Source organism: Nocardia sp. NPDC004168 (genome assembly GCF_040610355.1).
GTDB lineage: Bacteria > Actinomycetota > Actinomycetes > Mycobacteriales > Mycobacteriaceae > Nocardia > Nocardia sichangensis.
On the sequence record NZ_JBEXME010000002.1, the window covers coordinates 594,943 to 618,505 of the forward strand.

Below are 23,563 nucleotides of genomic sequence, written 5' to 3' on the forward strand. Positions count from 1 at the left end.
GGCCGCGGACGCGACCGTGATCGACGCTGGTGAGCAGTTCGCCGCCGCGAGCGCCGGGACGCAGACCGCCGAGCCAGGATCCGAGGAATCCAGCCTGGTCGACGCGGGCGCCCAGTTCGCGGCGGCTGCCGCGTCGTCGGACGCGCAGGTCGTCGCGGCGCGTAAAGGGGACAAGCCGGCTCCGGCCGAGACCGAGACCAATGGAACCGAGGCGGCGGAGCACGCCGACGCGCGGACCAGCGCCACCGACCGGGTGCACGACGGCGGCGCCGCCGCGATCGAGACGATCGTGCACGTCCTGCGCCACGGCGAGGTGCACAACCCGAACGGCATCCTCTACGGCCGCCTGCCCGGCTTCAGCCTTTCGGTGGCGGGCCGTGCGCAGGCCGCCGCTGTCGCGCGGACCCTGGCCGATCACGACATCGCCGTGGTCATCGCGTCGCCGCTGCAGCGTGCTCAGGAGACCGCCGAGCCGATCGCCGCGCAGCACGACGTCATCGTGCGCACCGACGAGAACCTCATCGAGGCGGGCAACACCTTCGAAGGCCTGCGCGTCTCGGTCGGCGACGGCGCGCTGCGCAAGCCGCGGCACTGGTGGAAGCTGCGCGACCCCTTCACCCCGTCCTGGGGCGAGCCGTACCTCCAGATCGCGCACCGCATGCTGGCGGCCGTGAACAAAGCCCGGGTCGAAGCGGCCGGGCGGGAGGCCGTGCTCGTCTCCCACCAGCTACCCGTTTGGACGCTTCGGCGGTTCCTCCAAGGCCAGCGCCTATGGCACGACCCCCGGCAACGGCAGTGCTCGCTCGCTTCGCTGACCTCGCTCGTCTATCACGGCGACACGCTGGTCGACATCGTCTACTCCGAGCCCGCGGGCGGCTCGGACCCCTCGGTACACGGCGCATGACGCACCGCACCGCGTTCCCCATCCCGCCTTCGGCGCGCGCCGGGCGGGTGCTGCCGGCTCTGCTCGCGTGCGTGGCGCTGATCGCCGCGCTCGCGGGTTGTTCGACCGGTTCGGACGCGGTGGCCTCGGGCGGCACCTTCGAATTCGTCTCGCCCGGCGGCAAGACCGACATCCGCTACGACCCGCCCGCCGCGCGCGGCACCATCGGCAAACTCGCCGGTCCGGACCTGATGATCGCGGGCAAGACCACCTCGGTGGAGGACTACGCGGGCAAGGTCGTGGTACTCAACCTGTGGGGCCAGTGGTGCGGTCCGTGCCGCGCCGAGGCGCCCGCCCTGGAAAAGGTCTACGAAGCGACCAAGGACAAAGGCGTCGCCTTCCTCGGCATCAACGTCCGCGACCCGCAACAGGACAAGGCCCAAGATTTCGTGGTCGACAACAAGGTCGGCTACCCGTCCGTCTACGACCCGTCGATGCGCACGCTCTTGGCGCTCGGCGGGAATTTCCCTACCAGTGTCATCCCCACCACGCTCGTCCTCGACCGGCAACACCGGGTCGCCGCGGTATTCCTGCGGTCCCTGCTGGCCGAAGATCTGCAGTCAGTGGTCGAAAGTATCGCCGCGGAGGAATCACAGTGAATCGCGACCGTCGTACCCGCCACCTGCGTGCCTGTCGGCCACGGCAGGGCGCCCGACGAATCGGCGGCGGATGGGCCGTCGACGACCGGTGGGCGGGCATCGCCACCGTGCCGCGCAGCGTCGCGGCCGAGTCGTTGCTGGACTTCCCGGCGTTCGACGCGGCCGAGGAACCCGCGGCCACCGAGCGCACGGTAGCGCCACGCCGCGGCGCCGGACGATCGTCCGAGGACACGCAGGAGGACTCGGTGTGACCCTCGCGCGCACCGCGCCGCGTACCGGGGAGGACCTGTGATGGTGCTCGCCGCAGTCGGTGATTCGTTCCAGCAGACGGCGGCCTCCGGGCCGCTGCTGCTGGCGCTCGGCGCGTGCCTGCTCGCGGGTCTGGTGTCGTTCGCCTCGCCGTGTGTGGTGCCCCTGGTGCCGGGGTACCTGTCCTATCTGGCCGGACTCGTCGGCGCGGAGGCGCCGCCTGCCACGGTGGCGGAGGCCACCGGCGGACGCGTCGCGACTGCCGCGCGGCCGCTTCGGTCGGGACGGATGCGGGTCGCGGGTGCGGCCGGTTTGTTCGTCGCCGGTTTCACCGTGGTCTTCGTGCTCGCCACCGCGACCGTGTTCGGCGTCATCCAGACCCTCAACGTGAATCGGGAACTGCTGCAACGCATCGGCGGTGTGGTGACGATCCTGATGGGCCTGGTCTTCATCGGCCTGGTGCCCGCGTTGCAGCGCGACACCCGGATGGAACCGCGCAGGCTCACCAGCCTCATGGGCGCTCCGCTGCTGGGCGGGGTGTTCGCGCTGGGATGGACGCCGTGCCTCGGCCCCACGTTGTCGGGCGTCATGGCCGTGGCCGCGGGCACCGACGGGACCACGGCGGTGCGCGGGGTCGCGCTGATCGTCGCTTACTGTCTCGGCCTCGGTCTGCCGTTCGTGGTGCTGGCGTTCGGGTCGGCGAGCGCGCTGCGTGGGGTCGGGTGGCTGCGCCGCAATTCCCGCACCATTCAGATCATCGGGGGCATGTTGCTCGTCGCGGTCGGCGCCGCGCTGGTCACCGGGGCGTGGGACCAGTTCGTCGCCTGGGTGCGGGACGCGTTCGTCTCCGAGGTGACCCTGCCGATATGACCGTGACCGACCACCCCACGATCGAAAGCCCCGAGCGTCCGCCGCGTCAATCGCTGATCGGGCGGGCCTGGGCGTTCCTGCGCAACACTTGGCGCGGGCTCACCAGCATGCGCACCGCCCTGGTGCTGCTGTTCCTGCTCGCCCTCGCCGCGATTCCCGGCGCGCTGCTGCCGCAGCGGAACCTGAACGAGCAGAAGGTCGAGCAGTACATCGCGAGCCGGCCCACGCTCGGCCCGTGGATGGACCGCTTCGAGCTGTTCGACGTGTTCTCCAGTTTCTGGTTCACGGCCGTCTACGTGCTGCTGTTCATCTCACTGGTGGGTTGCATCCTGCCGCGCACGCTCGACCACTACCGCGCTCTGCGTACACCGCCGGTGCGCGCGCCGCGCAATCTGACGAGGCTTCCGCACCACTACGCGGCCCGGGTCGAGCGGTCGCCGCAGGAGCTGATCGACCACGCCCGCGCCCAGCTGCGCGGCTGGCGCAGCGAGGTCCGCCCCGGCCCCCGCGAGGGTGAACTGGCGCTGTCCGCGGAGAAGGGCTACACCCGCGAACTCGGCAATCTGGTGTTCCACCTCGCGCTGGTCGGGCTGCTGGTCGCCATCGCGATGGGCAAGCTGTTCGGCTACGAGGGCAGCGTCATCGTGCTGGCGAACAACGGCCCCGGCTTCTGCACCACCTCGCCCGCGGTGTTCGACTCGTTCAAGGCGGGCAACGTCAACGACGGCACCGGCATGACCCCGGTCTGTGTGCGGGTGAAGGATTTCCAGGCCGATTACCTGACCAACGGGCAGGCGGAGATGTTCACCGCGAACCTCTCCTACCAGGCGGGCGACGATCTGCGGACGAACACCTGGCGCGACACCAGGGTGCAGGTCAACCATCCGCTCCGCGTCGCGGGTGACCGGCTCTACCTGCAAGGACACGGCTACGCGCCGACCTTCACGGTGACCTTCCCCAACGGCCAGACCCGCACCGAGTCCATTCAGTGGCGGCCCGACGACGCCTCGACGTTCCTGTCCAGCGGCGTGCTGCGGATCGACCCGCCCGGTGGGATGTACGCCACCGACGAGGAGCGCCGCAAGAACCAGATCGCGATCGAGGGCTTGTTCGCGCCCACGGCGATGTTCCACGGATCGTTGCTGTCCTCCGCGTACCCCGCGATGAACGATCCCGCTGTCGCGGTCGACATCTATCGCGGCGACACCGGCTTGGACACCGGTAAGCCGCAATCGTTGTTCGCCCTCGATCCCGAGCAGGTCAAGCAGGGCAGGCTCGCCAAGGAGGCCAGGGTCAATCTCCGCCCCGGCGAGTCGACCACGCTGCCGAACGGCACCAAGGTCACCTTCGACGGCGCGCAGGAGTTCGTGAATCTCCAGGTCTCGCACGACCCGGCCCAGCAGTGGGTGCTGGTGAGCGCGCTGCTGATGATGGCGGGCCTGCTGGTCTCGCTGCTGATCAAGCGCAGGCGGATCTGGGTGCGGGTCTACCCGGCCGAGGACACAGCCGGTACCGTGGACCAACGACGCACTGTAGTAGAGATGGGCGGGCTCGCCAGGACCGACCAGGCGGGCTGGGGCGGCGAGTTCGACCGGCTGCGCGCGCGCCTGCTCGATGAGCACGCCGAGACCACGGGAGAGTGACGATGCCGATCGACGAGACCATCGCCAGGTACAGCGATTTCGCCTTCAAGACGGCGATCGTGGTGTACGCGCTGGTGCTGGTGCTGCTGATCTGGCAGTACGCGACGGCGCGCAGCCGCCAGGTCTCCGAGCGCGAGCTGGTGACGGTGGGCGGCGGATCGACACCGCAGGGACCCGGCCGCGTCAGCGAGCCCGAGGGGCGGCCGCTGTCGGAGCGGCTGGGCAACATGGCGTTCTCGGTGCTCATGGTGGCCATCGCGCTGCACGTGGGCGCGATCGTGCTGCGCGGCTTCGCGACCCACCGCTTCCCGCTGGGCAACATGTACGAGTTCGTCACCATGGCGACGGCGGCCGCCGTGCTGGTCGGGATCGCGCTCCTGCGCGAGCAGCGCTACCGCGCCATGTGGGTTTTCCTGCTGGTGCCGGTGCTGATCCTGCTGTTCCTCGCAGGCACGGTGCTCTACGCCGACGCCGCACCCGTGGTGCCCGCGTTGAAGTCGTTCTGGCTGCCGGTGCACGTCACCATCGTCAGCGTGGGCAGCGGCGTCTTCCTGTTCGCGGGCGTGGCGAGCATGCTCTTCCTCTACCGCCTGCGTCAGCCGGACGGCCAGGAGTCGGCCAATGTGCTCGGCGCCATCGCCCGCCGCCTGCCCGACGCCCGCACCCTCGACCGGCTCGCCTACAAGGCCACCATCATCGGCTTCCCGCTGTTCGGCGCGGGCGTCATCCTCGGCGCCATCTGGGCCGAAGCCGCCTGGGGCCGCTTCTGGGGCTGGGACCCGAAGGAAACCTGCTCCTTCATCGCCTGGGTCCTCTACGCCGCCTACCTCCACGCCCGCGCCACCTCCGGCTGGCGCGACACCAAGGCCGCCTGGATCAACATCGCCGCCTTCGTCGCGATGCTGTTCAACCTGTTCATCATCAACATGGTGATCAGCGGGTTGCATTCGTATGCGGGGTTGAACTAACCGGGCTTGATCAGCCCCTGCCGGGGTAAATAGCCATCCAGCGGGACAGCTTCGCCCACTACCATTGCGGCATGTCTGTTCCGAACACAGGACGCTCTGACCTCCCAGAGTTCATGACTTGGGAGGAGCTGGAGCGGCTCCCCGAGGAGCTCGCGGCGCAGATCGAGTTGTGGGACGGACATGTGGTCTGGGTGCGCCGCGGTCCGGCCGAGCATCAGACTTTCTCCAACCGGCTCTGGGCCACGCTCGAGCGCTGCGCACGGAAAGACATGTCGGAGAATCCCGAACAGTGTTGGCGCGTGACCACCGAGACGAACGTATTCCTTGGGGACGCCGGCAAGTCCAACTTCCTGACTCCGGATTTTCTGGTCCACCGCTGTCTCGGATCCGCCTATCAAGACGTGCGCGGCGGTGACGTCGTCTTGGTCGGCGAGGTCCTGTCGCCCGGCAACACGCAGACCGATATCGAAGCCAAGAAGGGACGGTACGCCAGCGCGGGCATCCCTTGGTACTGGGAAGTGACGTTGGCTCGTGAGGTCAGCGCGATCGCCACCGTTCGCGCGTACGGTCTCGACATCGGCCATGCACAACTCCCGGACGGGGTTCATCCGCTCCGTGCCGCCAACTACATCGTCGCCGCCGAATGGACCCACCAGAACCTGGACGGTATCGAGTTCGACCGCCCGTTCCCGATCACCATCCCATGGGATGAACTCGAATACTGACGTCGAACACTCAACCTCAGACAGTGGTAGCGGTGCGGGACCCTGCCGGTCCCATCCAGGCGCTCAAATCCACAACGCTGTTGCAATAGTCGTCGGTGTCATCGAGAACTGGCTGTCGAGCGATGTCGCCTGTACTGGCCAGCGGTGCCAACTCTTGGGCGAGGTAGGCGTATCCGGTCGGGCGGCCGTCGTCGCCGCTGACGGTCAGGTCGATGCCGTAGGTGCGGTCCGCGCGGGTGACATGGATGTAGATGCGGCAGGTGTCGGCGTCGGTGTAAAAGAATCCTGCGAACGTGTACTCGTCGGCGAACCAGGGCAGGCCGCCGCCGACCAGGAGGCTGAACAGACTGAACAGGCGTTGGTCACCGGAATCGGCTCCGGCGGTGTAGTCGAACCCGGTATCGGCTGCGGCGAGGACGGTGTTGCCGTGGCTGTCACGCGGTTGGTCCTCGTGGTCAGCCAGTAGCTGTGTGACAGCGGGCGCGAGGGTGATCCGCGCGTGGTCGATAGCGCCGGTGACATCGAATAGTCTTGTGCCAAAATTTAATTCGTAGTTAACCGCGATTCCTGAGACCATCGCTGCGTCCGGCGACAGCACGATGCGGGCATGTCCGGAGTCCGCGCGTACGACTCCCCGCACCCGCGGACCGACTGCAGTACCGGCCGGAGCGAGGATCAGCGAGATAGTGCGGCACAGCAGCAGATCGAACCGGCCATCCGCGTCTGCGTTGGGCACCGAGTCACCTCCTTGGTCAGCGGATGCCCCTCCGGGAACATGTTCGTGCGCTCGAATAGAGCCTGCTGTCGCGGTGATTCTGGGGTCGTCGCAGGGGACGGCTTGCCGCAAGCATTCCTCTGAGACACTTCGAGCCGCTGGCTATGCCGGTTCGGCCCAGAATCCAGCCCTATCGATCACGATGGCGCATGGCTGGTTGAGCACCCCCGCCTTGTAGACGGCCTCGCTGAGGTGAGTCGACATCAGAACCATCCACGTCTTCCACGGCGTGCTCTCGCCATTGGGAGTTCCAGCTTTCGCCGCGAGGCGCGAATAGTAGTCATGAAGTTCCTGGTCGGTGAAGCGGAACTCTACGGGGGGAACCACCGGTGATTCGCCTACAGCCGTGAGTAGCAGCCGACCTGCGCTGCCGCGGCCGATCTGGTATCCCCACTCGTTACCGGCACGAATCACCGAATCGGTGAGTTCAGCCAGATTCGGATCAGACTTTTCCACCACAGGCTCCTCCTGGGTAGGCGGTGATGATCTTGCCTCTCTCGTTCACGATCACGGTGGGCTGAACCGTCTTGGCTATCGCTCCCGTGGTGCGGTTGACGAGATAGATCTGCCCCGTGTAACAGTACTTGCCGCTCCCGACCGAGCCATGCCAGTCGGGTGCGTCGTGAGCTTTGGCGATCGCCATGTCGGCGATGTCCCTCCAATTGCGACCTTCGATTCCTGCAAGGCCTTCCCACTCGCTCATGTGTCTCTGCTGGATGTGTCGATAGCCTGATTCTTCGTCTCCACACAGCAGTTTCCAGTCGCCGAAGGTTGTGACGACCTTGTCCGCAGGCGAGCTGATTCCGCACGCTCCCCAGGGGAATGACGCATGAGCCAGTGGGCTTTGGACCGCCCCGCCGATCAGGCTGAACACCGCTGCTGCGGCGACGATCAATGTGCGTATCTTCATCTCAACCCCCACGTAGTCGCACCGGATCGGTGCCTATCTGAAATTTCGTTGCTTCCCCGGTGATGGCGCGTCAGCGGCCCGATACGGCTCAATCGCCTCCAGCGGGTGGTGGTAGCGCGCCGTCCTGACTGCCAACTTCATTGCTTTTCAACATGCTTTGACGCACCGGCCACGACTTTGGTTCCCTCGATCGGTTCCCTTGAGTGACTCGATCCCTTCTCTGGTGTCGACGGGCACCCGGCTGGCCTTATCAACATTCGAGGTAGAGCCGCTCGTTCGGGAGGCGGGGGAGGCCGGTGGGGTCGCCGGGTAGGACGGTTACCGCGCCGGGGCGGTGGCAGGCGTTCCAGTCCTGGACGAATACCAATGCGGCGGTGAGGCATGCGGCGAAGTCCATGCGCTGGTCGTGCAGGTAGACCGAAAGGTGTACGTCGGGTTCCTCTGGGTGCGGGGACTGGGTGCGGCCGGTCATGAGACTGCGAATCGGCGGCGTGATCGATTCGCCGTGCGAGTTCATCGGCCTGTCCTGACCGCGCTTGTGAGCAGGGATGCTTGCACTGCATCCACCACCAGCCGTCCTGAGGGCCGGTAGGTGTCGCAGGGAACCTCGAGCCATGCGCGGTATGCGGCGTTGCTGTCGGCCGGGGAAGGGAGGGCGATCAATCCGCCGTCGCGGATCACCTTCACGCGATCCCGGAACAGGCCCGCGAAGATTCGAGGTTCGTCGGGCAGATCAGGCCGCACCAGGAATGTCCAGGTCAGGGAATGCGGGTGCGTGATGATCGGGCCGAGACCGTATCCGCCGCTGCGCAACCGGTCCGTCGCTGCCCGCCCCAACGGCTCCGGCACCGAGACACCCCACACCAGCGAACCTGCTCGCACCACGATTCGGCCGAGTGCTTCGGGTTCTACCTCGGCAGGCAGCTGACAGATCATCTTGTAGTACGCGCACCGCCCGGATGGGGTTGCCAGATCGAAGCCTTCGATACCTGGCGCGCTCATGACTGAGCCTCCGCGTCCCCCGACGGTGCCGGGGTGGGGTACAGGGCGCGGCCGAGCATCACGTGTCCCGGCATGATCACGCTGCACACTCGCGTGAAGTCGGCCGGAACCGAGCCGCCCAGATGCGTCATCCCCGGAACTATCACCGCACTCGCGCGGGCGACGTGCACCATTTCCAACACACGCGCCGCCGTCACCGGCGATACCGTGTGCGGCGCAACCACATAGATCGCGGCCAGTGTGTAACCGTGCCGCCGTGCGAGCGCCTCGATCGTCGCTCGATCGTGCACGGCGGCCGCCCCCGCGACCGCCGCGCACCGCATCCCGATGGCCAGTGCGCCGTGCGTATCTGTCAGCGAGCCGCGCAACGGCGTCGACTCGTCTTTCAGATACGCCGCGATCCGCTCCAGCTCAGGAACTCCCGCCCGATACAACCCCTGCCGACTGCTCGCATCCATCCCCTGCGCCTCCCTGCGATCCGATTGGAAAGCACCCGACGCCGAGGGCGCAGCACCAGCCAGCGGTCATAGCCGTACTGGCGCGGCCGAGATGACGAGGTGGCCGGCTCACCCCGGCGTCGGGGCCGGAGCAGACGTTATGAGCTGGGCCACAACAGATTTGTCCACGAAGGACAAACGCGAGGACACGATCAGTTCTTGGGCGCGTGTTCGGGAGCGATACCCAGTCGCCATGCTAAGCCGCGCAATTCACGTCCGCCCGCATCGCGCCGTGCAGCGCGGAGCACATCGGCCACGGCTTCACGGGCCAGCACATCGGCGTGGACACGCTGCGGCGCAAGGTGCTCGGCGCGCAGGAGTACTTGCACGCCTTGCTCACGGCGAGTGGGATCGGTCAACAGGGAACGGCCGACTTCCATGTAGAACTCAGCTTGCCGCGACTTGCTGGGAATACTGTGCACGTTGACTCCGCGTGCGCTTTCGGCCACTTTCACGCCGTCGCCGAACTCCATGCCGATGCACGCGCGCCAGATCCCAATATTCGGCGCGCCGAACCACATGCGGCCGAATGTTCCGGTCTCGGTATCCATGCGTCCTGCCAGAGCGGCGGCTTCGTCCAAATGCGTCTCAGCCGTGGACCGATCGCGCTGCACAGCCGAAGCGAGCGCGGCCGAAAGATGCAGCATTCCGGCCGTTTGCAGGACTTGGCCGTCGTCCAAGTGCGGGCTTAGCGCATCAATGCACCGTACAGCGCGCCGGTACTGTTCAGGCCGGGACAAACCGCCCGTAGCGTCGCCACGAAGCCACGTGGCAAACCCGATCCACGCGGGCGAATCGAGCGCGGCGGCACACTCTTGTGCAGCTTTGGCGGCCAGCAGCGGAAGGCCACGCCCAGTAAGCCGTTTTGTGATCCACATCGCCGACGAATAGCAAAGAATCAGGCCAAGGAGCGTGTTGCGACGGTATTCCGGCGATCGGGCATAGACCGCATGCAACTCGGCAAGCAGGTCGGGAGTCATTCGTGCTTGTCCAGCGTAGTCGCCGCGTTGCTGAAGATCGGTCAGACGCTCTAGATCCGTGGCGATGGCGGGCCATTCGCGTACTGCGCCGCCGGGGTCGTCGCCGAGTTCGTATACATCTAGTGCGCGTTCGATCGCGACGACTCCGGCATGGGCGGACTCGTTGCCTTCGGCTCGCGAACCAGACTGTCCAGCTGCCGGATAGAACTCTGCCGGGGAGACGCGTAGCGCCCGCGCCAGCGCCTCCAGGGTGGCGCGGTTGGACAAGGCTTGCTCGCCGCGCTCGAGGCGGCCGAGATATCCGAAGCTGATACCTGCTAGGCCAGCGACTACCTCGAGGCTTTGCCCGCGCCAAACGCGGATTTCACGCAGTCTCCGCCCGACTTCGTTCGGGGGGATGTCGTTCATGGCGTACTCCTCCGCCGATGGCTATCCACTTCCGAAGGTACCTGTCGATATCCGCCGTGCAGGTGGCAAGCAGGCAAGACAATGTGGGCGGGTCTTCTCGCATCAGCCACCAAGCGACTTCCGACAAGCGGCATAGAACCAAGGCAAGTTACGCGCTGACCAGTTGGCCGACGCGCCAACGCGTGGGTGCAACGCGAGGATGATCTACACAGGCGCGGCTGATGCCGAGCCGGAGCTGCGCGGGTACGGCCGAATCCACTAGCCGTCGCGATCGCGGACGGTGATCATCATCTGGTGGGGAATAGCTCGGATACGGTCCGGATGCGCCGCGTACCGGAATTGACCGCAGCAGCAGACGAATTGGTACTTCGACCTTGGTCGATGTCGTCTCCGGATCTCGACCTGGTTCGGGAAGCGTCGGACGACGACACGATCCCGTTGATCACCACTGTGCCGTCGATGTACACCGAGGAAGCGGCGACGGAGTTCGTCGAGCGGCAGTGGGAACGACCCGGGAGCGGAAGCGGGTACCCCTTCGTGATCGCGCGAGCGACGGACGGTAAGCCGCTCGGCAGTATCGGAATCTGGACCAAGGATCTCGGAGAGGACCGGGCATCGGTCGGGTATTGGCTGGTGCGGTCCGCTCGTGGGCAGGGTGTGGCCGCCCACGCGCTGCGGGCGGTCGCGGACTGGGCGTTCGAGCAACTGGCCGTTGCCCGGGTGCAGCTCTACGTGGAACCGTGGAATACCGCCTCCATCCGGACTGCCGAGCGGGCGGGATTCCGGCGTGAGGGGCTGCTGCGCGGGTGGCGGCAAGTCGGCGAAAGTCGTCGCGACATGTTCGTGTACGCGCGGCTCGCCCCGAGCCGCCCGTCGGCGAGACCGCGGTCGCTGACCGGCCCCACGGCTCGTGTCGCCGAGGAAGCCGATGTCGACGGGATCGTCCAACTGCGCGTCGCGGTGGCAGCGGAGGGCAAATGGATCGGGGCCGAAGCGCCGTTGGACGAGGAAGACGCCGCACGGCAGATACGAGCGAATCTCGGCGACGAGAAGCGCGGTGTGTTCGTGACGGAGATCGACGGATGCGTCGTGGGCACGGCGACGGTCTACTTCGGCACACCTGGCGTCACGGCCTTCGGCATGATGGTCGCGGCGGACCGGCGGGGACGTGGCATCGGGTCGGCGCTGCTCGAGCGAGTCATCAGTTGGTCGCGGGATCGGGGCGCCCACAAGGTGAGTCTGCAAGTATGGCCGCACAATCAGCGCGCGATGACGCTCTACGACCGAGCGGGTTTCGAGGTCGAGGGCGTCTTGCGCGGGCATTACCGACGCCGCAGCGGCGAGCTGTGGGACGCGGTGCTCATGGGCCTGTCACTCGACGGTGTGGGCTGACGAGCGCACGCCTGGAGTATTTCGCGGAAAACTAGGGTTTTTATTGGCGCGATTGCGCGGAAATAATTGAATGCGCACGTTTCAGACTGTGCGGCCCGAATTGTGTGAGATCGCCGCTGGTTTACGACGCTTGTAACGCGCGAGTGGCAGCACGCGAATTCACCACCGGCAGAACAAATAACGTTCCGAGCCTCGCCTTAAGGGACACAAGACTTCGCATGTCTGTTAATCGGCCGCAAAGTCGCGGCTCCCCCGTGGGCGGAAAGTCCGTATCGCGGAGGTGTAACGGCGCCTACAGCCGCGCCACGCAAACCACGAAATGCCTTTGCTGGTAGACGATTCCACTGTCGGCCGACCCGCACGCGTTGACGTCGACGGTGTTCTGCTTGATGTCGATGACCCGGACCGCGCCAGGGGTGTGGGCGGCGCAGTCGAGACGCTTGGGGCTGCCGGGTGTCAGTTCCATGCAGCCGCCGACGACCCAGTCGATGTCCAGGCACAGCGCGGCCTGTGTCGCCCCGTGCAAAGTTTCGTTGTAGGTGTGGTCGGCGTCGGTGGGGCAGGTGGCGTTCGCCGGTGCCTTATCGACGACTTTGTAGACGGAGTTCTGGCTGCCACAAGCGGTTTTGTCGATCGCGCCTGCTCCGCCGAGCTGTACGCAGTCGCCGATGTTCACCTGCATGCTGGTGGCGCTCTTGTTGGACGCGCCGCGCATCGCCGACGTGGTCGGCAGCGCTTCCGTGGTGGTCGGCAGCGGCTCCTCGGTGGTCGGCGGGGGAGCCGAGGTTGTTGCCGCGGCGGCGTTCTGAGCGGCGGCCTTGGCCGGCTCATCGGCGGGGCCGGACATCGATAGCGCGGCGACGACCACGATGGTGGCCGCCAGTCCGGTCCCGACCATGAAGGCGGCCAGGGTGATACCGGCGCGGACACGTTGGCGCGACACGTACGTCCTCCAGAGCTGTGAACCCTTCGACCCACCTAGCGACCCGAAGTTGTGAATCTTGCGGATTGAAGACCACGCCATGCTTACACTACGCGGCACGTCCGCGTCGAGTTTTCCTTCCCAGGCGTAGCGATCCGCGCTGGGAATTCACGTACGTGTCGGTATCCGGGCCCGGTGTGATCACGATCGGATAACGAACTTCGCGATCAGGTGTGCCGGTCGCCAAGTCTGGAAACTAGTCACGGGCGCTGTACAGTCACACGCCATCCGGCCTCCGGAGCCGGTGTCTCGGTGAGAAGGAATTCCAGAATGAAGTTCGGCACTATTGCCGCCATTACGCTCGGCGCGGTTGCCGCAGTGGGCATCACAGCGGGGGCCGCGAACGCGAAACCCGTAGAACCGCAGCGTGAGATCACGACAACCGGGGTAGAGCAGGGGGTCGACTACCACACCACGGTCTCACGCGAGACCGGAGCCATCTCGACCGCCGTCGAGCACGGCACCTTCGCGGTGGCCGACGACGGCACCAAGATCAAGCTGACCTCCGATACCGGGGCCGTGGTGGCCGAAGTGCCGCTCACCTTCCAGGTTTCCGGCAGCAAGCTGTCGGTCGCGCACGAAATCAGCGACAGCGGACGGCGTCTCGCGCTCACCCCGGTGGCAGGCGCCAAGGAGATCGGCGAGATGCAGCCGATCAGCTCGATGAACCGTCTCATCGCCGAGTTGAACCAGAACGTGGTCGGCGTGGTCGGCGGCGCGCTGCTCGGCGGACTGCTCGGGGCCCTGATCGGCCTGGGCTTCTTCAGCATCATCACCGGCCCGATCGGCCTGGTCGTCGGCGCGATCGCGGGCGGAGCCATTCAGGGTGGACAGCCGTTCACCGACGCGCTGATGGCGGTCGTCAACGGCGAACCCTGATCGATGGCGCGGATCGGATGCGGCAGGCGCACCGCAGCGCGCCTGCCGCACCCGGACCGGGTTGTCGATCGTCGTGGCGTTCGTCGAGGGCGGAGGGTCGGCCCCCGCCGGGACGGCGCCACGGCAGAGCGATGAAATCGCGCGAACGCCGGATACCGCTGGACGCGTGCTATCGCGCGGGTACTGCGAAGATCAACGCTCGGCGGAACCGGACTCGCCGTCACGGTGCTGGCGAGATAGTCGCCAGAGGAACTCCGGGTCGTCGTCGGGTCCGATGACGCGCTTGCGCCGTGGTGAACGCGATTGCGGGGCAGTGGGTCCAGTCCGCTCGGGGCCGAACGCCTTCCAGCACAACACCGCTATAGCCACCACCGCGATGAGTGCCAACAGGTACGTCACGTCGCTCACCTCCTGATTACGAGGGTAGCCGCGGACGTGACTCCAGCACACCGCAGACGCGAAAATGGTCTGCGGGCGAGCGCGGACCCGAGCACGACAGGTCCGCGCGCCCTGCGATCAGCGTGCTGCGGTCGCTTCGGTGGTCAGCGACTTGAGCAGCTGGAGTACTTCCGATTCGCGGAACCGGCGATGTCCGCCCGGTGTGCGAAGCGACCCGAGGCGCCCGGCGTGAGCCCAGCGCGTCACGGTCTTGGGGTCGACGTGGAACAGGGCAGCAACCTGGCCCGGAGTCAGCAGGGTGTCCTGGCCGCCGACGGTGATCGCAGTCATAGCAAACCTCTCCGTTCTCGACAGTTCCCTCATCAGATGGCGCCATCGTCGCACTGAAACCCCTAGGTACTCGAACCACCTACAGTTGGTAAAGGGGAGGTAATAGACAAAACGGATGCGCGCCCCACCCCCGGCTGTTGGGCGTGCACCGGGGGCGGGCAACAGCTTCGCATAGGCTGAGGGATGTGCGTGACGCGAATCCACCAAAAGGTGCTTCCGGACAGCAAACGGCTGGCGCTGGTCGTCGTCTGGCCCGCAATCTGGCCCTTTACACCGTCGCCAGGTTGGGTCTCGTGGTAGTGCTCGCCGCGCTGATCGTGCTGGCCGCGCGACTGGTGTCGGTGGACATCCCCATCGTGGTCGCAGCCTTGTTCGCGCTCATCATCGCGATGCCGCTGTCGCTGGTGCTGTTCAAGCGGCTGCGGGCCAAGGTGAACGAGGACATCGCCCTGGTCGACGAGCGCAGGCGCCGCGACAAGGCCGAGCTACGGGCGCGGTTGCGCGGCGACGAGCCGCCCGCTCCGCCGGAGTCCGGGACTTCTTCGTGAAGTCCTGCGATCACACCGCTCCGCGCGACTGGGTCGACAACGCGGTGCGGTTGATCGACGCCGACACCCAGCGCAGCGCGGACACCCACTTGCTGCGCTACCCGCTGCCCGCCGAGTGGAACATCCAGCTCTATCTCAAGGACGAGTCCACCCACATCACCGGCAGCCTCAAGCACCGCCTGGCTCGCTCGCTGTTCCTGTACGCGATCTGCAACGGCTGGGTCGGCGAGGGGACGACCGTGGTGGAGGCGTCCTCGGGTTCGACGGCGGTCAGCGAGGCCTATTTCGCGAAACTGCTCGGCTTGGACTTCGTCGCGGTGATGCCCGCGAGCACCTCTCCGCAGAAGATCGCGCTCATCGAGGCGCAGGGCGGGCGCTGTCATTTCGTGCAACGCCCGCCGGACATGTACACCGAGGCGGCGCGGCTGGCGGCCGAGTGCGGCGGTCACTACATGGACCAGTTCACCCACGCCGAGCGCGCCACCGACTGGCGCGGCAACAACAACATCGCCGAGTCGATCTTCCAGCAGATGGCGTTGGAGACCAATCCGGTGCCGGAGTGGATCGTGGTCGGCGCGGGCACGGGCGGCACCAGCGCCACGATCGGCCGCTACATCCGGTATCGCAGGCATGCGACCAAGCTGGCCGTGGTCGATCCGGAGAACTCCGCCTTCTACGGCGGCTACGAGACGGGCGATGCGGGTTACCAGACCGGAATGCCCTCCCGGATCGAAGGCATCGGCCGCCCCCGCGTGGAACCCTCGTTCGTCGGCCAGATCGTGGACCGCATGTTCGAGGTGCCCGACGCGGCGTCCATCGCTGCGGCCCGGTTCGCGAGTGTGCGGCTCGGTCGCCGGGTCGGCGGCTCCACCGGCACCAACCTGTGGGGCGTTTTCGCCTTGATCGCCGAGATGCTCTCCGAAGGGCGCGGCGGCAGTGTCGTCACCCTGCTGTGTGACGGCGGGGATCGCTATGCCGGAACGTATTTCGACGACGCGTGGGTGGCGTCCCAGGGGCTGGAGCTCGCGGAGCCCACCGCTGTCCTGGAGAAGTTCGTGGCGACCGGAATCTGGGACGCCTGATCGGTTCGTGCCCCGGCCAGGGGTTTTGTTCGCCTGAGGCGGAACGGGGTTGAATCGCGTCCGTGCTTGTCAATTTTTGTTGACATCGCGAGCATGTGTCAATCAAAATTGACGTCATGACGGAAGCAACCACACTCGCGGCAGCCGCGGGCAGCCCCGATCCGAAGGTCGGGCTGCGCGCGGTGCTCGCGCTACGCAGGCTGCTCGAACGTCTCGAGGCGATCCAGGTGGCCAACGCCCGTGCTCAGGGCTGGTCGTGGCAAGCGATCGCGGAGGCGCTCGAGGTCAGCAGGCAAGCAGTCCACCAGAAGTACAACCGGAAAGGCAGGATCCACTGATGTTCGAGCGGTTCAGCAGGTCTGCGCGCACGGCGATCATCGTCGCCCAGGAGGACGCGCGCGAACTCCACGCGTCGAATATCGAGGTGGAGCACGTATTGCTCGGTGTGCTCGCGCATGCCGAGCCGGAATTGGCAGCGTTGCTCGCGGACGCGGGACTCACTCGCGACGGCGTGCGCAGCGCGCTGGCCGAGCAGGGCAACGGGATACCGCTCGGCCCCGAGGACGCCGAGGCCTTGCGCTCCATCGGCATTGATCTGGACGCCGTCCGGGAGTCGCTGGACACGCATTTCGGCGAGGACGCGCTCGACCGCGCCGCGCCGGACCCGCGCCGTGGGCCGTTCCCGTGGAGCCGCGGTGGGTACTACGGGCACATTCCGTTCACGAAGGAAGCGAAGAAGGTGCTCGAGCTCTCCCTGCGTGAGGCGCTCGGTCGCAAGGACAAGACCATCGAGTCGGGGCACATGCTGCTCGGCATCCTGCGCGCCCCGAACCAGACGACGGTGCGCCTGCTCGGCGGCTCCGACGCGATCGGTGAATTGCGGCCCAAGGTGCACGCCCTGCTCGACCGTGCGGCTTGAGCAGGCGGACATGCGCTGCGGGAGTTCGTGTTTTCCAGCGGCGTGTGTCCGCCTCCGACGCCTAGCATTGGGCCATGCAGCTCGTGATTCGGTTGATCATCAACGCGGTGGCCATCTGGCTGGCCGCCGTCTGGGTCGACAAGATCGACATTCTCGCTCCGGAAGGCGGCAACGGCGCCAAGATCGGTGTGGTCCTCGCGGTGGCCGCGGTGTTCACGGCGGTGAACGCCCTGGTCAAGCCGATAGTGAAACTGCTGTCGCTACCGCTGGTGATCGTGACGCTCGGCCTGTTCCTGCTTCTGATCAACGCGCTCATGCTGTGGCTGACCGCCGAGATCACCGGAGCATTCAGCCATTACGGCCTGCGCGTCGAGGGCTTCTGGGCCGCGGTGTTCGGCGGCATCATCGTCTCGCTGGTGAACTGGGTGCTCGGCATCCTGGTTCCGGACGAGGATTAGTCCGCGCCGCCGCGAACGGACGACGCTCGATCGCGCATCGCGCCATCGAGTCCACCTGGTCGGCGCGATCCGCGACCGCGAGGGCCGCGCTAACCCAGCCCGACCGCCAGCGCGGTGACCGCCGACCAGACCAGCAGCGCCAGGCCGGAATCCCGCAGCGCGGGAATCAGTTCCAGCCCGCCCTTGCCGCCGCGCACCGGCGCGTTGGCGCGGACGGCGAGCGGTATCGCGAGCAGCCCGGCCAGTGCCCATGGCGTGCGGGCGACCAGCGCCAACGTCACGAGGAACGGGACGGTGAGCAGGGCCAGGTGCAGCGTGCGGGTGCGCGGATCGCCGAGTTTGACCGCGAGTGTGACCTTTCCGGACCCGGTGTCGGTGGGGATGTCACGCAGGTTGTTCGCGACGAGCACGGCACTGGAGAACGCGCCCACCGCGATCGCCAGCAGCGCACCGACCCAGTCGATCCGGCCCGCCTGCACGAACTGGGTGCCGAGCACGGCGATCAGGCCGAAGAAGACGAACACCGCCACTTCACCGAATCCGCTGTAGCCGTAGGGCTTGCTGCCGCCGGTGTAGTACCAGGCGCCGGCCAGGCAGGCCGCGCCGACGAGCAGCAGCCACCAGGCGCTGGTGAGCACCAGCACCAGGCCGAAGATGGCCCCGACGACCAAGCTGACGATCGCGGCGGTCTTCACCGCGGTGGGCGAGGCCAATTTCTGCCCGACCAGGCGCAGCGGGCCGACCCGGACGTCATCGGTGCCGCGGATGCCGTCGGAGTAGTCGTTGGCGAAGTTCACGCCGATGATCAGCGCCAGCGAAACGAACAGCGCGAGAATCGCTTTCCACCACACCGCACCATCGATCGACGCGGCGGCGCCGGTCCCGGCGAGCACCGGGGCGATCGCGTTCGGCAGGGTACGGGGTCGCGCGCCCTCGATCCATTGCGCTGCAGTAGCCATGTTCGCAGCATAATCGGCAGAGTCGGACGGAGTCCGTCCTCAGCTCGCGCATGGCCGCAGCGAAGGCGGAGGTTCCGCATAATCGGCGCAGTCGGACGCAGTCCGTCCTCAGCCCGCGCGCGGCGATCAGGCCGTTTCGGCCGTCACCGCCTCCTGCATCCGCGCGAGTCCCTTCTCGAAATCCCGGCCGACGAACTTGTCCATCGGGATGAGCTTGCCGATGACGGCCATCAGCCCGGTCTGCCGGCCGGTCATCCGCCAGGTCACTTCGGTGCCGGTCTCGACCGGGTCCAGGATGAAGGTCACCATGTTGGTGGCCTTCATGGGCTTCATGAACTCCAGGCGCACGCCGATCTCGCGCTCGGCGCTGCCGACGATCTCCATGCTGCCCGCTCCCGCCTTGCGGTTGCCGCTCCAGGCGTAGCGCGCGCCGACGCCGGATTCCGCGCCGGAGTAACTGCGCTGGAGCTGCGGGTCGAGGTCCTCCCACGGCGACCACTCGACCCACTTGTGGAAATCGTTGATCAGCCCGTGCACGCGCGCGGGGTCGGCCGTGATCACGGCCGATCGGACCACCTCGAACTCAGCCATGGGGTCACACTATGCGACCGACCGCTCGCAGTCGCGGCAAAGAATTCGTGTCGAGCTTCTCGGGTCTGCTCGCCTACGATGACCGCGGGATGTTTCCGGAGCACAGCGGCCCGCACGGCCACAGTCGAGCAGTGACGACGCCCGCAGGCGAATCGGTCGTGGTGGCCTTGCTGGGCGAGGTCGCGCTGCGCCGCGACGGCACGCTGACGCCGCTGCCCGGTGCGCGCTCCCGGCTGCTGCTCACCGCCCTGGCCCTGCGGCCGGGTCGCAGCCGCGGCGCGCAGGCCCTGATCGAGGAGGTCTGGGGCGAGCAGCCGCCGCGCTCGCCGATGAACGCGCTACACACCCAGGTTTCCCGGTTGCGTTCGGCGCTGCCGGAGGGCGCGCTGGAAATCGGCCCTGCGGGCTATCGGTTGACCCTCGGCGCCGATCAGGTCGACTTGTCCTCGGTGGGCGAGCGCGTGGCGCGGGCGCACGGGCTGCGCGCGGCGGGAGACCTTCCGGGGTGCCTGGCGGAAATCACCCGGGCGCGGGGGCTGTGGCGCGGGGATCCCGGTGCGGATCTGCCGCCGGGCGACCTCGCCGACGAGCTTCGCGCAGCGGCCGGGCGGCGTCTGGCCGAACTGGACGAACTCGAACTCGCCGCACGCGAGGACGGCGGCGACGTCGATGGAGCCTTGCGTCTCGCTCGGCTGCGCGCCGCCGCGGAACCGCTGGACGAGCCCGCGCAGCAGACCCTGATGCGCCTGTTGGCGGCGGCGGGGCGGCCCAACGAGGCGGTGGAATCGTTCGCCGCTTTCCGCTCCCGGCTGGCCGAGGAACTCGGCACGGACCCGGGGCCCGCGCTCACCGAGATGCATACGGCGATCCTGCGTGGGGAGCGGATAGGCCGCGTCGCGCCGCCGCGCTCGGGCAGCGCGGCGAGCGAAGACGGCGGTTCCCGAAGCGCGCTCGCGGCCGAGGCGACACCCTCGGCCGCTGACGTACCGACACCGCACCTCGCCGCGATCGGCCTGCGTGCCGCGCCCAACGCACTGCTCGGCCGGGCCGCCGACATCACCGAGCTGATCGAGCTGCTCCGCGATGCCCGGGTGGTGACCGTGCTCGGCCCCGGCGGTGCGGGCAAGACCAGGGTCGCCAACGAGATCGGTTGGCAGGCGGCGGCCACCTGTCCGGTGGCGCTGGTCGAGCTGGCGTCGGTGCGCGCCGAAGGCGACGAAGCCAGGGTCGAGATCGAGGCGGCGATCGCCGCGGTACTCGGGCTCAGCGAGGTCACCTTCGACGCGGCCACGCTGCGTTCCGGGCAGATCGTCGATCTGCGCGGGCGGCTGCACGACGCGGTGTCGGCGCGCTCGATGCTGCTGATCCTGGACAACTGCGAGCATCTGATCGACGCCGTCGCCGTGGTGGTCGCCGATCTGATCGGCGTCGCACCGAGGCTGACCGTGCTCACCACGAGCCGTTCGCCGCTGACCATCACCGCCGAGACGGTCTATCCTTTGCCGCCGCTGACCATCGATCCGGCGGGCTCGCCCGCCACCGAGCTGTTCGCTGCGCGCGCCAGGGCGGTGCGGCCCGGCGTCCGGCTGGATCCGGACGTGGTCGCCCAGTTGTGCCACACCCTCGACGGGCTGCCGCTGGCCATCGAACTGGCGGCGGCCCGCGTGCGCGTGATGAGCGTCGAGGAGATCAACGAGCGGCTGGCCGATCGGTTCGCGCTGCTGCGCCACGGCGATCGCAGTTCGCCCGAACGGCATCGCACGCTGCACGCGGTGATCGACTGGAGCTGGAACCTGCTCGACACCGAACAGCAAGCCACGTTGCGCCGGTTGTGCCGATTTCCCGCCGGTTTCACGCTGTCGGCGGCCGAGGCGGTCGCGGGCGGAGCCGACGTGGTCGATGTCGCCGCGGCCGTCGACGGCCTGGTCAACCAATCGCTGCTCACCGTGCTGGACGACGAAGTGCTCGGCACCCGCTACCGGATGTTGGAGACGGTGCGGGAATACGGTGAAGAGCAGCTGGCCGCCGCGGCGGGAGAGCCGGAATCGGTCGATACCCGGATGATGCGGTGGGCCAAGGACTACGCCGATGACGTGGCGAGCCGGTATATGACCGGCGATCAGTTCCACCTCGCGCTCTCCGTGGCGGCGGAGGTGGACAACTTGCTCGCCGCGCTGCGTTGCGCGATCGAAAGGCGGGATGCCGCGACGGCCTACACGGTGTTCCCGGTCGTCGCCACGCTGTGGATCATCCGGGGATCGCACCTGGAAGTGATCGCCTGGGCTCAGCGGGTCATCGAATTGGAGCCGGCCGACTTCGGGCCGGAAGGTCCGCGTCCGGATCTGGTGCTCGTCACCTACCAGATGACGTTCCTGCATCTCGCTTACACCAACGGCAGCGCCAGGGAGATCGCCGTGCTCCGCAGGCGCGTGCGCCGATTGCTTCATCTTCCCGTCGAACTCACCGAGAACAGCCGATTCATCGCCCGGGTCGTGCTCACCAGGGCCGACGGACGCGGCTTCAGCAGGCTGCTCGCCGAGGCGGCGCGTTCGGCAGATCCGGAGACCAGGGGTTCGGCGCTGTTGTTGCGAGCCAACATCCGGGAGAACCTCGGCGATGTGCGCGGCTCCACCATCGATGCGATCAAGGCGCTGGAGGTGCTCGGGCGCGAGAACGTCTGGAGCGTGGCCATGGTGAGCAGGCACCTCGGACAGGTCTGTGGACAGATCGCCCGCTACGACCAGTCGGTGACCTATTACCGCCGCGCGCTCGAGGTGTTGCAGCGGCTCGGCGCCTACGAGGACACGGTGGAGATCCGCAGCCTGCTGGTGGCTTCACTGGTCGGAATCGGCGAGCTGGAGCAGGCGCGGCGGGAACTCGATCTCGCGTTCGGCACGCCGGACTTGGACAACTCGTCCCTCGGACAGAACCGGCTGCTGTCCACCGTGATGCAGAGCTCGGCGGAGTTGGCGTTCGCGGAAGGTGACATCGCGGGCGGGTTCACTCGCTACGAACGCGCGCTGGAACTGTTCGGCTGGCCGGACAACGCGCTCGGCCCCGGGCCCGGCGCCCTGATGCTGGCCGCGGCGGCGCTCGCCGCGCAGGTGATAAACGGCGCTGCCGACCCGGACGCGACTCTGCCCACGCAGCTTGCCGAGACGGCTGTGCCGACGATGACCCAGTACCGCGACCTGCCGCAGATCGGCGGCGTCGCCTGCGCGATCGGCTCGTATCTCATCGCCGTCGACCGCGAGGTCACGGTGGGGCTCGACTTGCTCATCCTGGCCCCGAACGTCGTCTGCCGACAGGACTTTCCCTCGATGCGGTGGCAACGGCATTTGGACGCGGCGACCGCGAAGCTCGGTCCCGGCCCGGTCGCCGAAGCCCGCCGCCGCCTCGGCCACCTGCGCCGGAACAGGTCCGCGGATCGCATCATGGAATTGCTGCAAGGCCTGGTCGACGCTCGCTGATCAGTCGACGGCGGTGATCTGGTTTGCGCGAGGAATCGAACCGTCGCGGCAGCACAGCGAAAGCGGGCCGGGTGACGATGTCACCCGGCCCGCTGTGGTGCGGTGATCGGTCACGCGCGGCGCATGTACGCCTTGACCGTGAGCGGGGCGAAGATCGCGATGACGACCAGCGAGCCGATCAGCGACCAAGCCAGATCGCTGCCGAAGGCGGCGCCGTTCATCAACCCGCGGCACGTGTTCACCATGTAATACACCGGGTTCACGTGATTGAGGCCCTGCATCCAGCCCGGCATCGTGCTCACCAGCGCGAAGGCGCCGGACATGAAGGTCAGCGGGAACATGATCATCATCGAGATGCCCTGCACGCCCGCCGCGCTCTTGCCGGTGACCCCGACCAGCGCCCAGATCCAGCTGATCGCGAACGAGCAGAAGACGATGACCAGACCCGCCGCGACGACCCCGAGCACACCGCCCTCCGGGCGATAACCGATGGCGACGCCGACGACGATGGTGAGCACGGTGGCGAGGGCGTAGCGCACCATATCCGCCAGCAGAGCGCCGGCCAGCGCCGAGACGCGGGCGATCGGGAGGGATTTGAACCGGTCGAAGACGCCCTTGTCCATGTCCTCGCGCAACTGGGTGCCGGTGACGACCGAGGTGAGCACCACGGTCTGCACCAGGATGCCGGGAATCAGGACCGGCAGGTAGTCCTGCACGCTGCCGCCGATGGCGCCGCCGAAGATGTAGGCGAACAGGGCGGTGAACAGGATCGGCTGGATCGTCACGTCGAACAGCTGCTCGGGCTTGTGCTTGATCTTCAGCAGGCCGCGGTAGGCCATGGTGAACGAGTTCGCCGCCGCTTGGACGAGCGGAACGTGGTTGCTCACTTCGGGGATCTTCGTCGGCGCCGTTCGGCGCGTCTCGGTCGCGGTGATGGTGGTCATGGTCGTGCTCCTTCTCCGCGTGCGCGGGATCCGGCGTGGTC

The 23,563-nt window shown here is 67.4% G+C and carries 28 protein-coding genes; 15 read left to right on the forward strand and 13 right to left on the reverse strand.

Annotated features, from left to right (window positions below):
• Positions 1-253 precede the first annotated feature (253 nt).
• From ABZW96_RS06630 to ABZW96_RS06660, 7 genes are all read left to right on the forward strand, one after another.
• Complete coding sequence (locus tag ABZW96_RS06630) at positions 254-904, forward strand: histidine phosphatase family protein (protein ID WP_355072138.1); 651 nt, start codon at positions 254-256, stop codon at positions 902-904.
• Positions 901-1,542: a TlpA disulfide reductase family protein gene (locus ABZW96_RS06635; RefSeq protein WP_355071959.1), complete on the forward strand. Its 642-nt coding sequence runs from the start codon at positions 901-903 to the stop codon at positions 1,540-1,542. The genes ABZW96_RS06630 and ABZW96_RS06635 overlap by 4 nt, the downstream gene beginning before the upstream one ends.
• Positions 1,539-1,793, forward strand: coding sequence for a hypothetical protein (locus tag ABZW96_RS06640; RefSeq protein ID WP_355071960.1), 255 nt, complete (start codon positions 1,539-1,541; stop codon positions 1,791-1,793). The genes ABZW96_RS06635 and ABZW96_RS06640 overlap by 4 nt, the downstream gene beginning before the upstream one ends.
• Before the next feature lie 40 nt (positions 1,794-1,833).
• Entirely contained in the window at positions 1,834-2,661 is an 828-nt protein-coding gene (locus ABZW96_RS06645; RefSeq protein WP_355071962.1) for a cytochrome c biogenesis CcdA family protein, read from the forward strand.
• Positions 2,658-4,304, forward strand: a complete 1,647-nt coding sequence (locus ABZW96_RS06650; RefSeq protein WP_355071964.1) for a cytochrome c biogenesis protein ResB — start codon at positions 2,658-2,660, stop codon at positions 4,302-4,304. Before ABZW96_RS06645 ends, ABZW96_RS06650 begins: the two co-directional genes overlap by 4 nt.
• 2 nt (positions 4,305-4,306) lie before the next feature.
• Positions 4,307-5,272, forward strand: a complete 966-nt coding sequence (gene ccsB, locus ABZW96_RS06655; RefSeq protein ID WP_355071966.1) for a c-type cytochrome biogenesis protein CcsB — start codon at positions 4,307-4,309, stop codon at positions 5,270-5,272.
• A 71-nt stretch (positions 5,273-5,343) separates the two neighbouring features.
• Entirely contained in the window at positions 5,344-5,997 is a 654-nt protein-coding gene (locus tag ABZW96_RS06660; protein ID WP_355071967.1) for a Uma2 family endonuclease, read from the forward strand.
• A 16-nt stretch (positions 5,998-6,013) separates the two neighbouring features.
• Here ABZW96_RS06660 and ABZW96_RS06665 read toward each other — a convergent pair whose 3' ends face one another.
• From ABZW96_RS06665 to ABZW96_RS06695, 7 genes are all read right to left on the reverse strand, one after another.
• Positions 6,014-6,595 (reverse strand): hypothetical protein, encoded by a 582-nt coding sequence (locus ABZW96_RS06665; protein ID WP_355071969.1) that lies wholly within the window; start codon positions 6,593-6,595, stop codon positions 6,014-6,016.
• 279 nt (positions 6,596-6,874) lie between these two features.
• The gene (locus tag ABZW96_RS06670; RefSeq protein ID WP_355071971.1) at positions 6,875-7,228 is read right to left on the reverse strand and encodes a hypothetical protein; all 354 of its coding nucleotides are present in this window, start codon (positions 7,226-7,228) and stop codon (positions 6,875-6,877) included.
• The gene (locus ABZW96_RS06675; RefSeq protein ID WP_355071972.1) at positions 7,215-7,682 is read right to left on the reverse strand and encodes a hypothetical protein; all 468 of its coding nucleotides are present in this window, start codon (positions 7,680-7,682) and stop codon (positions 7,215-7,217) included. The genes ABZW96_RS06670 and ABZW96_RS06675 overlap by 14 nt, the downstream gene beginning before the upstream one ends.
• A gap of 250 nt (positions 7,683-7,932) precedes the next feature.
• A complete protein-coding gene (locus tag ABZW96_RS06680) occupies positions 7,933-8,199 on the reverse strand; it encodes a hypothetical protein (protein ID WP_355071973.1) in 267 nt (88 codons plus the stop codon).
• On the reverse strand, positions 8,196-8,684 hold the full coding sequence (locus tag ABZW96_RS06685) for a DNA-directed RNA polymerase subunit beta (protein ID WP_355071975.1): 489 nt from the start codon (positions 8,682-8,684) through the stop codon (positions 8,196-8,198). The genes ABZW96_RS06680 and ABZW96_RS06685 overlap by 4 nt, the downstream gene beginning before the upstream one ends.
• Complete coding sequence (locus tag ABZW96_RS06690; RefSeq protein WP_355071977.1) at positions 8,681-9,142, reverse strand: hypothetical protein; 462 nt, start codon at positions 9,140-9,142, stop codon at positions 8,681-8,683. Before ABZW96_RS06690 ends, ABZW96_RS06685 begins: the two co-directional genes overlap by 4 nt.
• Before the next feature lie 191 nt (positions 9,143-9,333).
• Positions 9,334-10,569: a helix-turn-helix transcriptional regulator gene (locus ABZW96_RS06695; RefSeq protein ID WP_355071979.1), complete on the reverse strand. Its 1,236-nt coding sequence runs from the start codon at positions 10,567-10,569 to the stop codon at positions 9,334-9,336.
• Between the two features lie 321 nt (positions 10,570-10,890).
• Here ABZW96_RS06695 and ABZW96_RS06700 point away from each other — a divergent pair, with 321 nt between their 5' ends.
• Positions 10,891-11,961 carry a GNAT family N-acetyltransferase gene (locus ABZW96_RS06700; RefSeq protein ID WP_355072140.1) on the forward strand — a complete coding sequence of 357 codons (1,071 nt, stop codon included), beginning with the start codon at positions 10,891-10,893 and terminating at the stop codon, positions 11,959-11,961.
• Between the two features lie 292 nt (positions 11,962-12,253).
• On the opposite strand, the gene ABZW96_RS06705 is transcribed toward ABZW96_RS06700, so the two are convergent.
• A complete protein-coding gene (locus ABZW96_RS06705) occupies positions 12,254-12,904 on the reverse strand; it encodes a hypothetical protein (RefSeq protein ID WP_355071981.1) in 651 nt (216 codons plus the stop codon).
• Positions 12,905-13,213: 309 nt separating this feature from the next.
• Between ABZW96_RS06705 and ABZW96_RS06710 the strand changes: the two genes are divergently transcribed.
• Complete coding sequence (locus tag ABZW96_RS06710; protein ID WP_355071983.1) at positions 13,214-13,822, forward strand: hypothetical protein; 609 nt, start codon at positions 13,214-13,216, stop codon at positions 13,820-13,822.
• Between the two features lie 192 nt (positions 13,823-14,014).
• Here ABZW96_RS06710 and ABZW96_RS06715 read toward each other — a convergent pair whose 3' ends face one another.
• Both ABZW96_RS06715 and ABZW96_RS06720 read right to left on the reverse strand, forming a co-directional pair.
• Positions 14,015-14,221, reverse strand: coding sequence for a hypothetical protein (locus ABZW96_RS06715; protein ID WP_355071985.1), 207 nt, complete (start codon positions 14,219-14,221; stop codon positions 14,015-14,017).
• Positions 14,222-14,338: 117 nt separating this feature from the next.
• A complete protein-coding gene (locus ABZW96_RS06720) occupies positions 14,339-14,551 on the reverse strand; it encodes a BldC family transcriptional regulator (protein WP_039802103.1) in 213 nt (70 codons plus the stop codon).
• A 260-nt stretch (positions 14,552-14,811) separates the two neighbouring features.
• On the opposite strand from ABZW96_RS06720, the gene ABZW96_RS06725 reads away from it, so the two are divergent.
• From ABZW96_RS06725 to ABZW96_RS06745, 5 genes are all read left to right on the forward strand, one after another.
• A complete protein-coding gene (locus ABZW96_RS06725) occupies positions 14,812-15,099 on the forward strand; it encodes a DUF4229 domain-containing protein (protein ID WP_355072142.1) in 288 nt (95 codons plus the stop codon).
• Positions 15,096-16,181: a PLP-dependent cysteine synthase family protein gene (locus ABZW96_RS06730; protein ID WP_355071987.1), complete on the forward strand. Its 1,086-nt coding sequence runs from the start codon at positions 15,096-15,098 to the stop codon at positions 16,179-16,181. Before ABZW96_RS06725 ends, ABZW96_RS06730 begins: the two co-directional genes overlap by 4 nt.
• A 116-nt stretch (positions 16,182-16,297) precedes the next feature.
• Positions 16,298-16,519: a helix-turn-helix domain-containing protein gene (locus ABZW96_RS06735; protein ID WP_355071989.1), complete on the forward strand. Its 222-nt coding sequence runs from the start codon at positions 16,298-16,300 to the stop codon at positions 16,517-16,519.
• Positions 16,519-17,100 (forward strand): Clp protease N-terminal domain-containing protein, encoded by a 582-nt coding sequence (locus ABZW96_RS06740; RefSeq protein ID WP_355071991.1) that lies wholly within the window; start codon positions 16,519-16,521, stop codon positions 17,098-17,100. Before ABZW96_RS06735 ends, ABZW96_RS06740 begins: the two co-directional genes overlap by 1 nt.
• Before the next feature lie 74 nt (positions 17,101-17,174).
• Positions 17,175-17,558 (forward strand): phage holin family protein, encoded by a 384-nt coding sequence (locus ABZW96_RS06745; protein WP_355071993.1) that lies wholly within the window; start codon positions 17,175-17,177, stop codon positions 17,556-17,558.
• Positions 17,559-17,647: 89 nt separating this feature from the next.
• Here ABZW96_RS06745 and ABZW96_RS06750 read toward each other — a convergent pair whose 3' ends face one another.
• Both ABZW96_RS06750 and ABZW96_RS06755 read right to left on the reverse strand, forming a co-directional pair.
• Positions 17,648-18,517 (reverse strand): 1,4-dihydroxy-2-naphthoate polyprenyltransferase, encoded by an 870-nt coding sequence (locus tag ABZW96_RS06750; RefSeq protein ID WP_355071994.1) that lies wholly within the window; start codon positions 18,515-18,517, stop codon positions 17,648-17,650.
• Between the two features lie 126 nt (positions 18,518-18,643).
• Complete coding sequence (locus ABZW96_RS06755) at positions 18,644-19,108, reverse strand: SRPBCC family protein (protein WP_355071996.1); 465 nt, start codon at positions 19,106-19,108, stop codon at positions 18,644-18,646.
• A 131-nt stretch (positions 19,109-19,239) separates the two neighbouring features.
• Between ABZW96_RS06755 and ABZW96_RS06760 the strand changes: the two genes are divergently transcribed.
• The gene (locus tag ABZW96_RS06760; RefSeq protein ID WP_355071998.1) at positions 19,240-22,578 is read left to right on the forward strand and encodes a BTAD domain-containing putative transcriptional regulator; all 3,339 of its coding nucleotides are present in this window, start codon (positions 19,240-19,242) and stop codon (positions 22,576-22,578) included.
• A gap of 110 nt (positions 22,579-22,688) precedes the next feature.
• Here the strand turns inward: ABZW96_RS06760 and ABZW96_RS06765 are convergent, their stop codons facing one another.
• Positions 22,689-23,522 carry an ABC transporter permease gene (locus ABZW96_RS06765; RefSeq protein ID WP_355071999.1) on the reverse strand — a complete coding sequence of 278 codons (834 nt, stop codon included), beginning with the start codon at positions 23,520-23,522 and terminating at the stop codon, positions 22,689-22,691.
• Between the last annotated feature and the right edge of the window lie 41 nt (positions 23,523-23,563).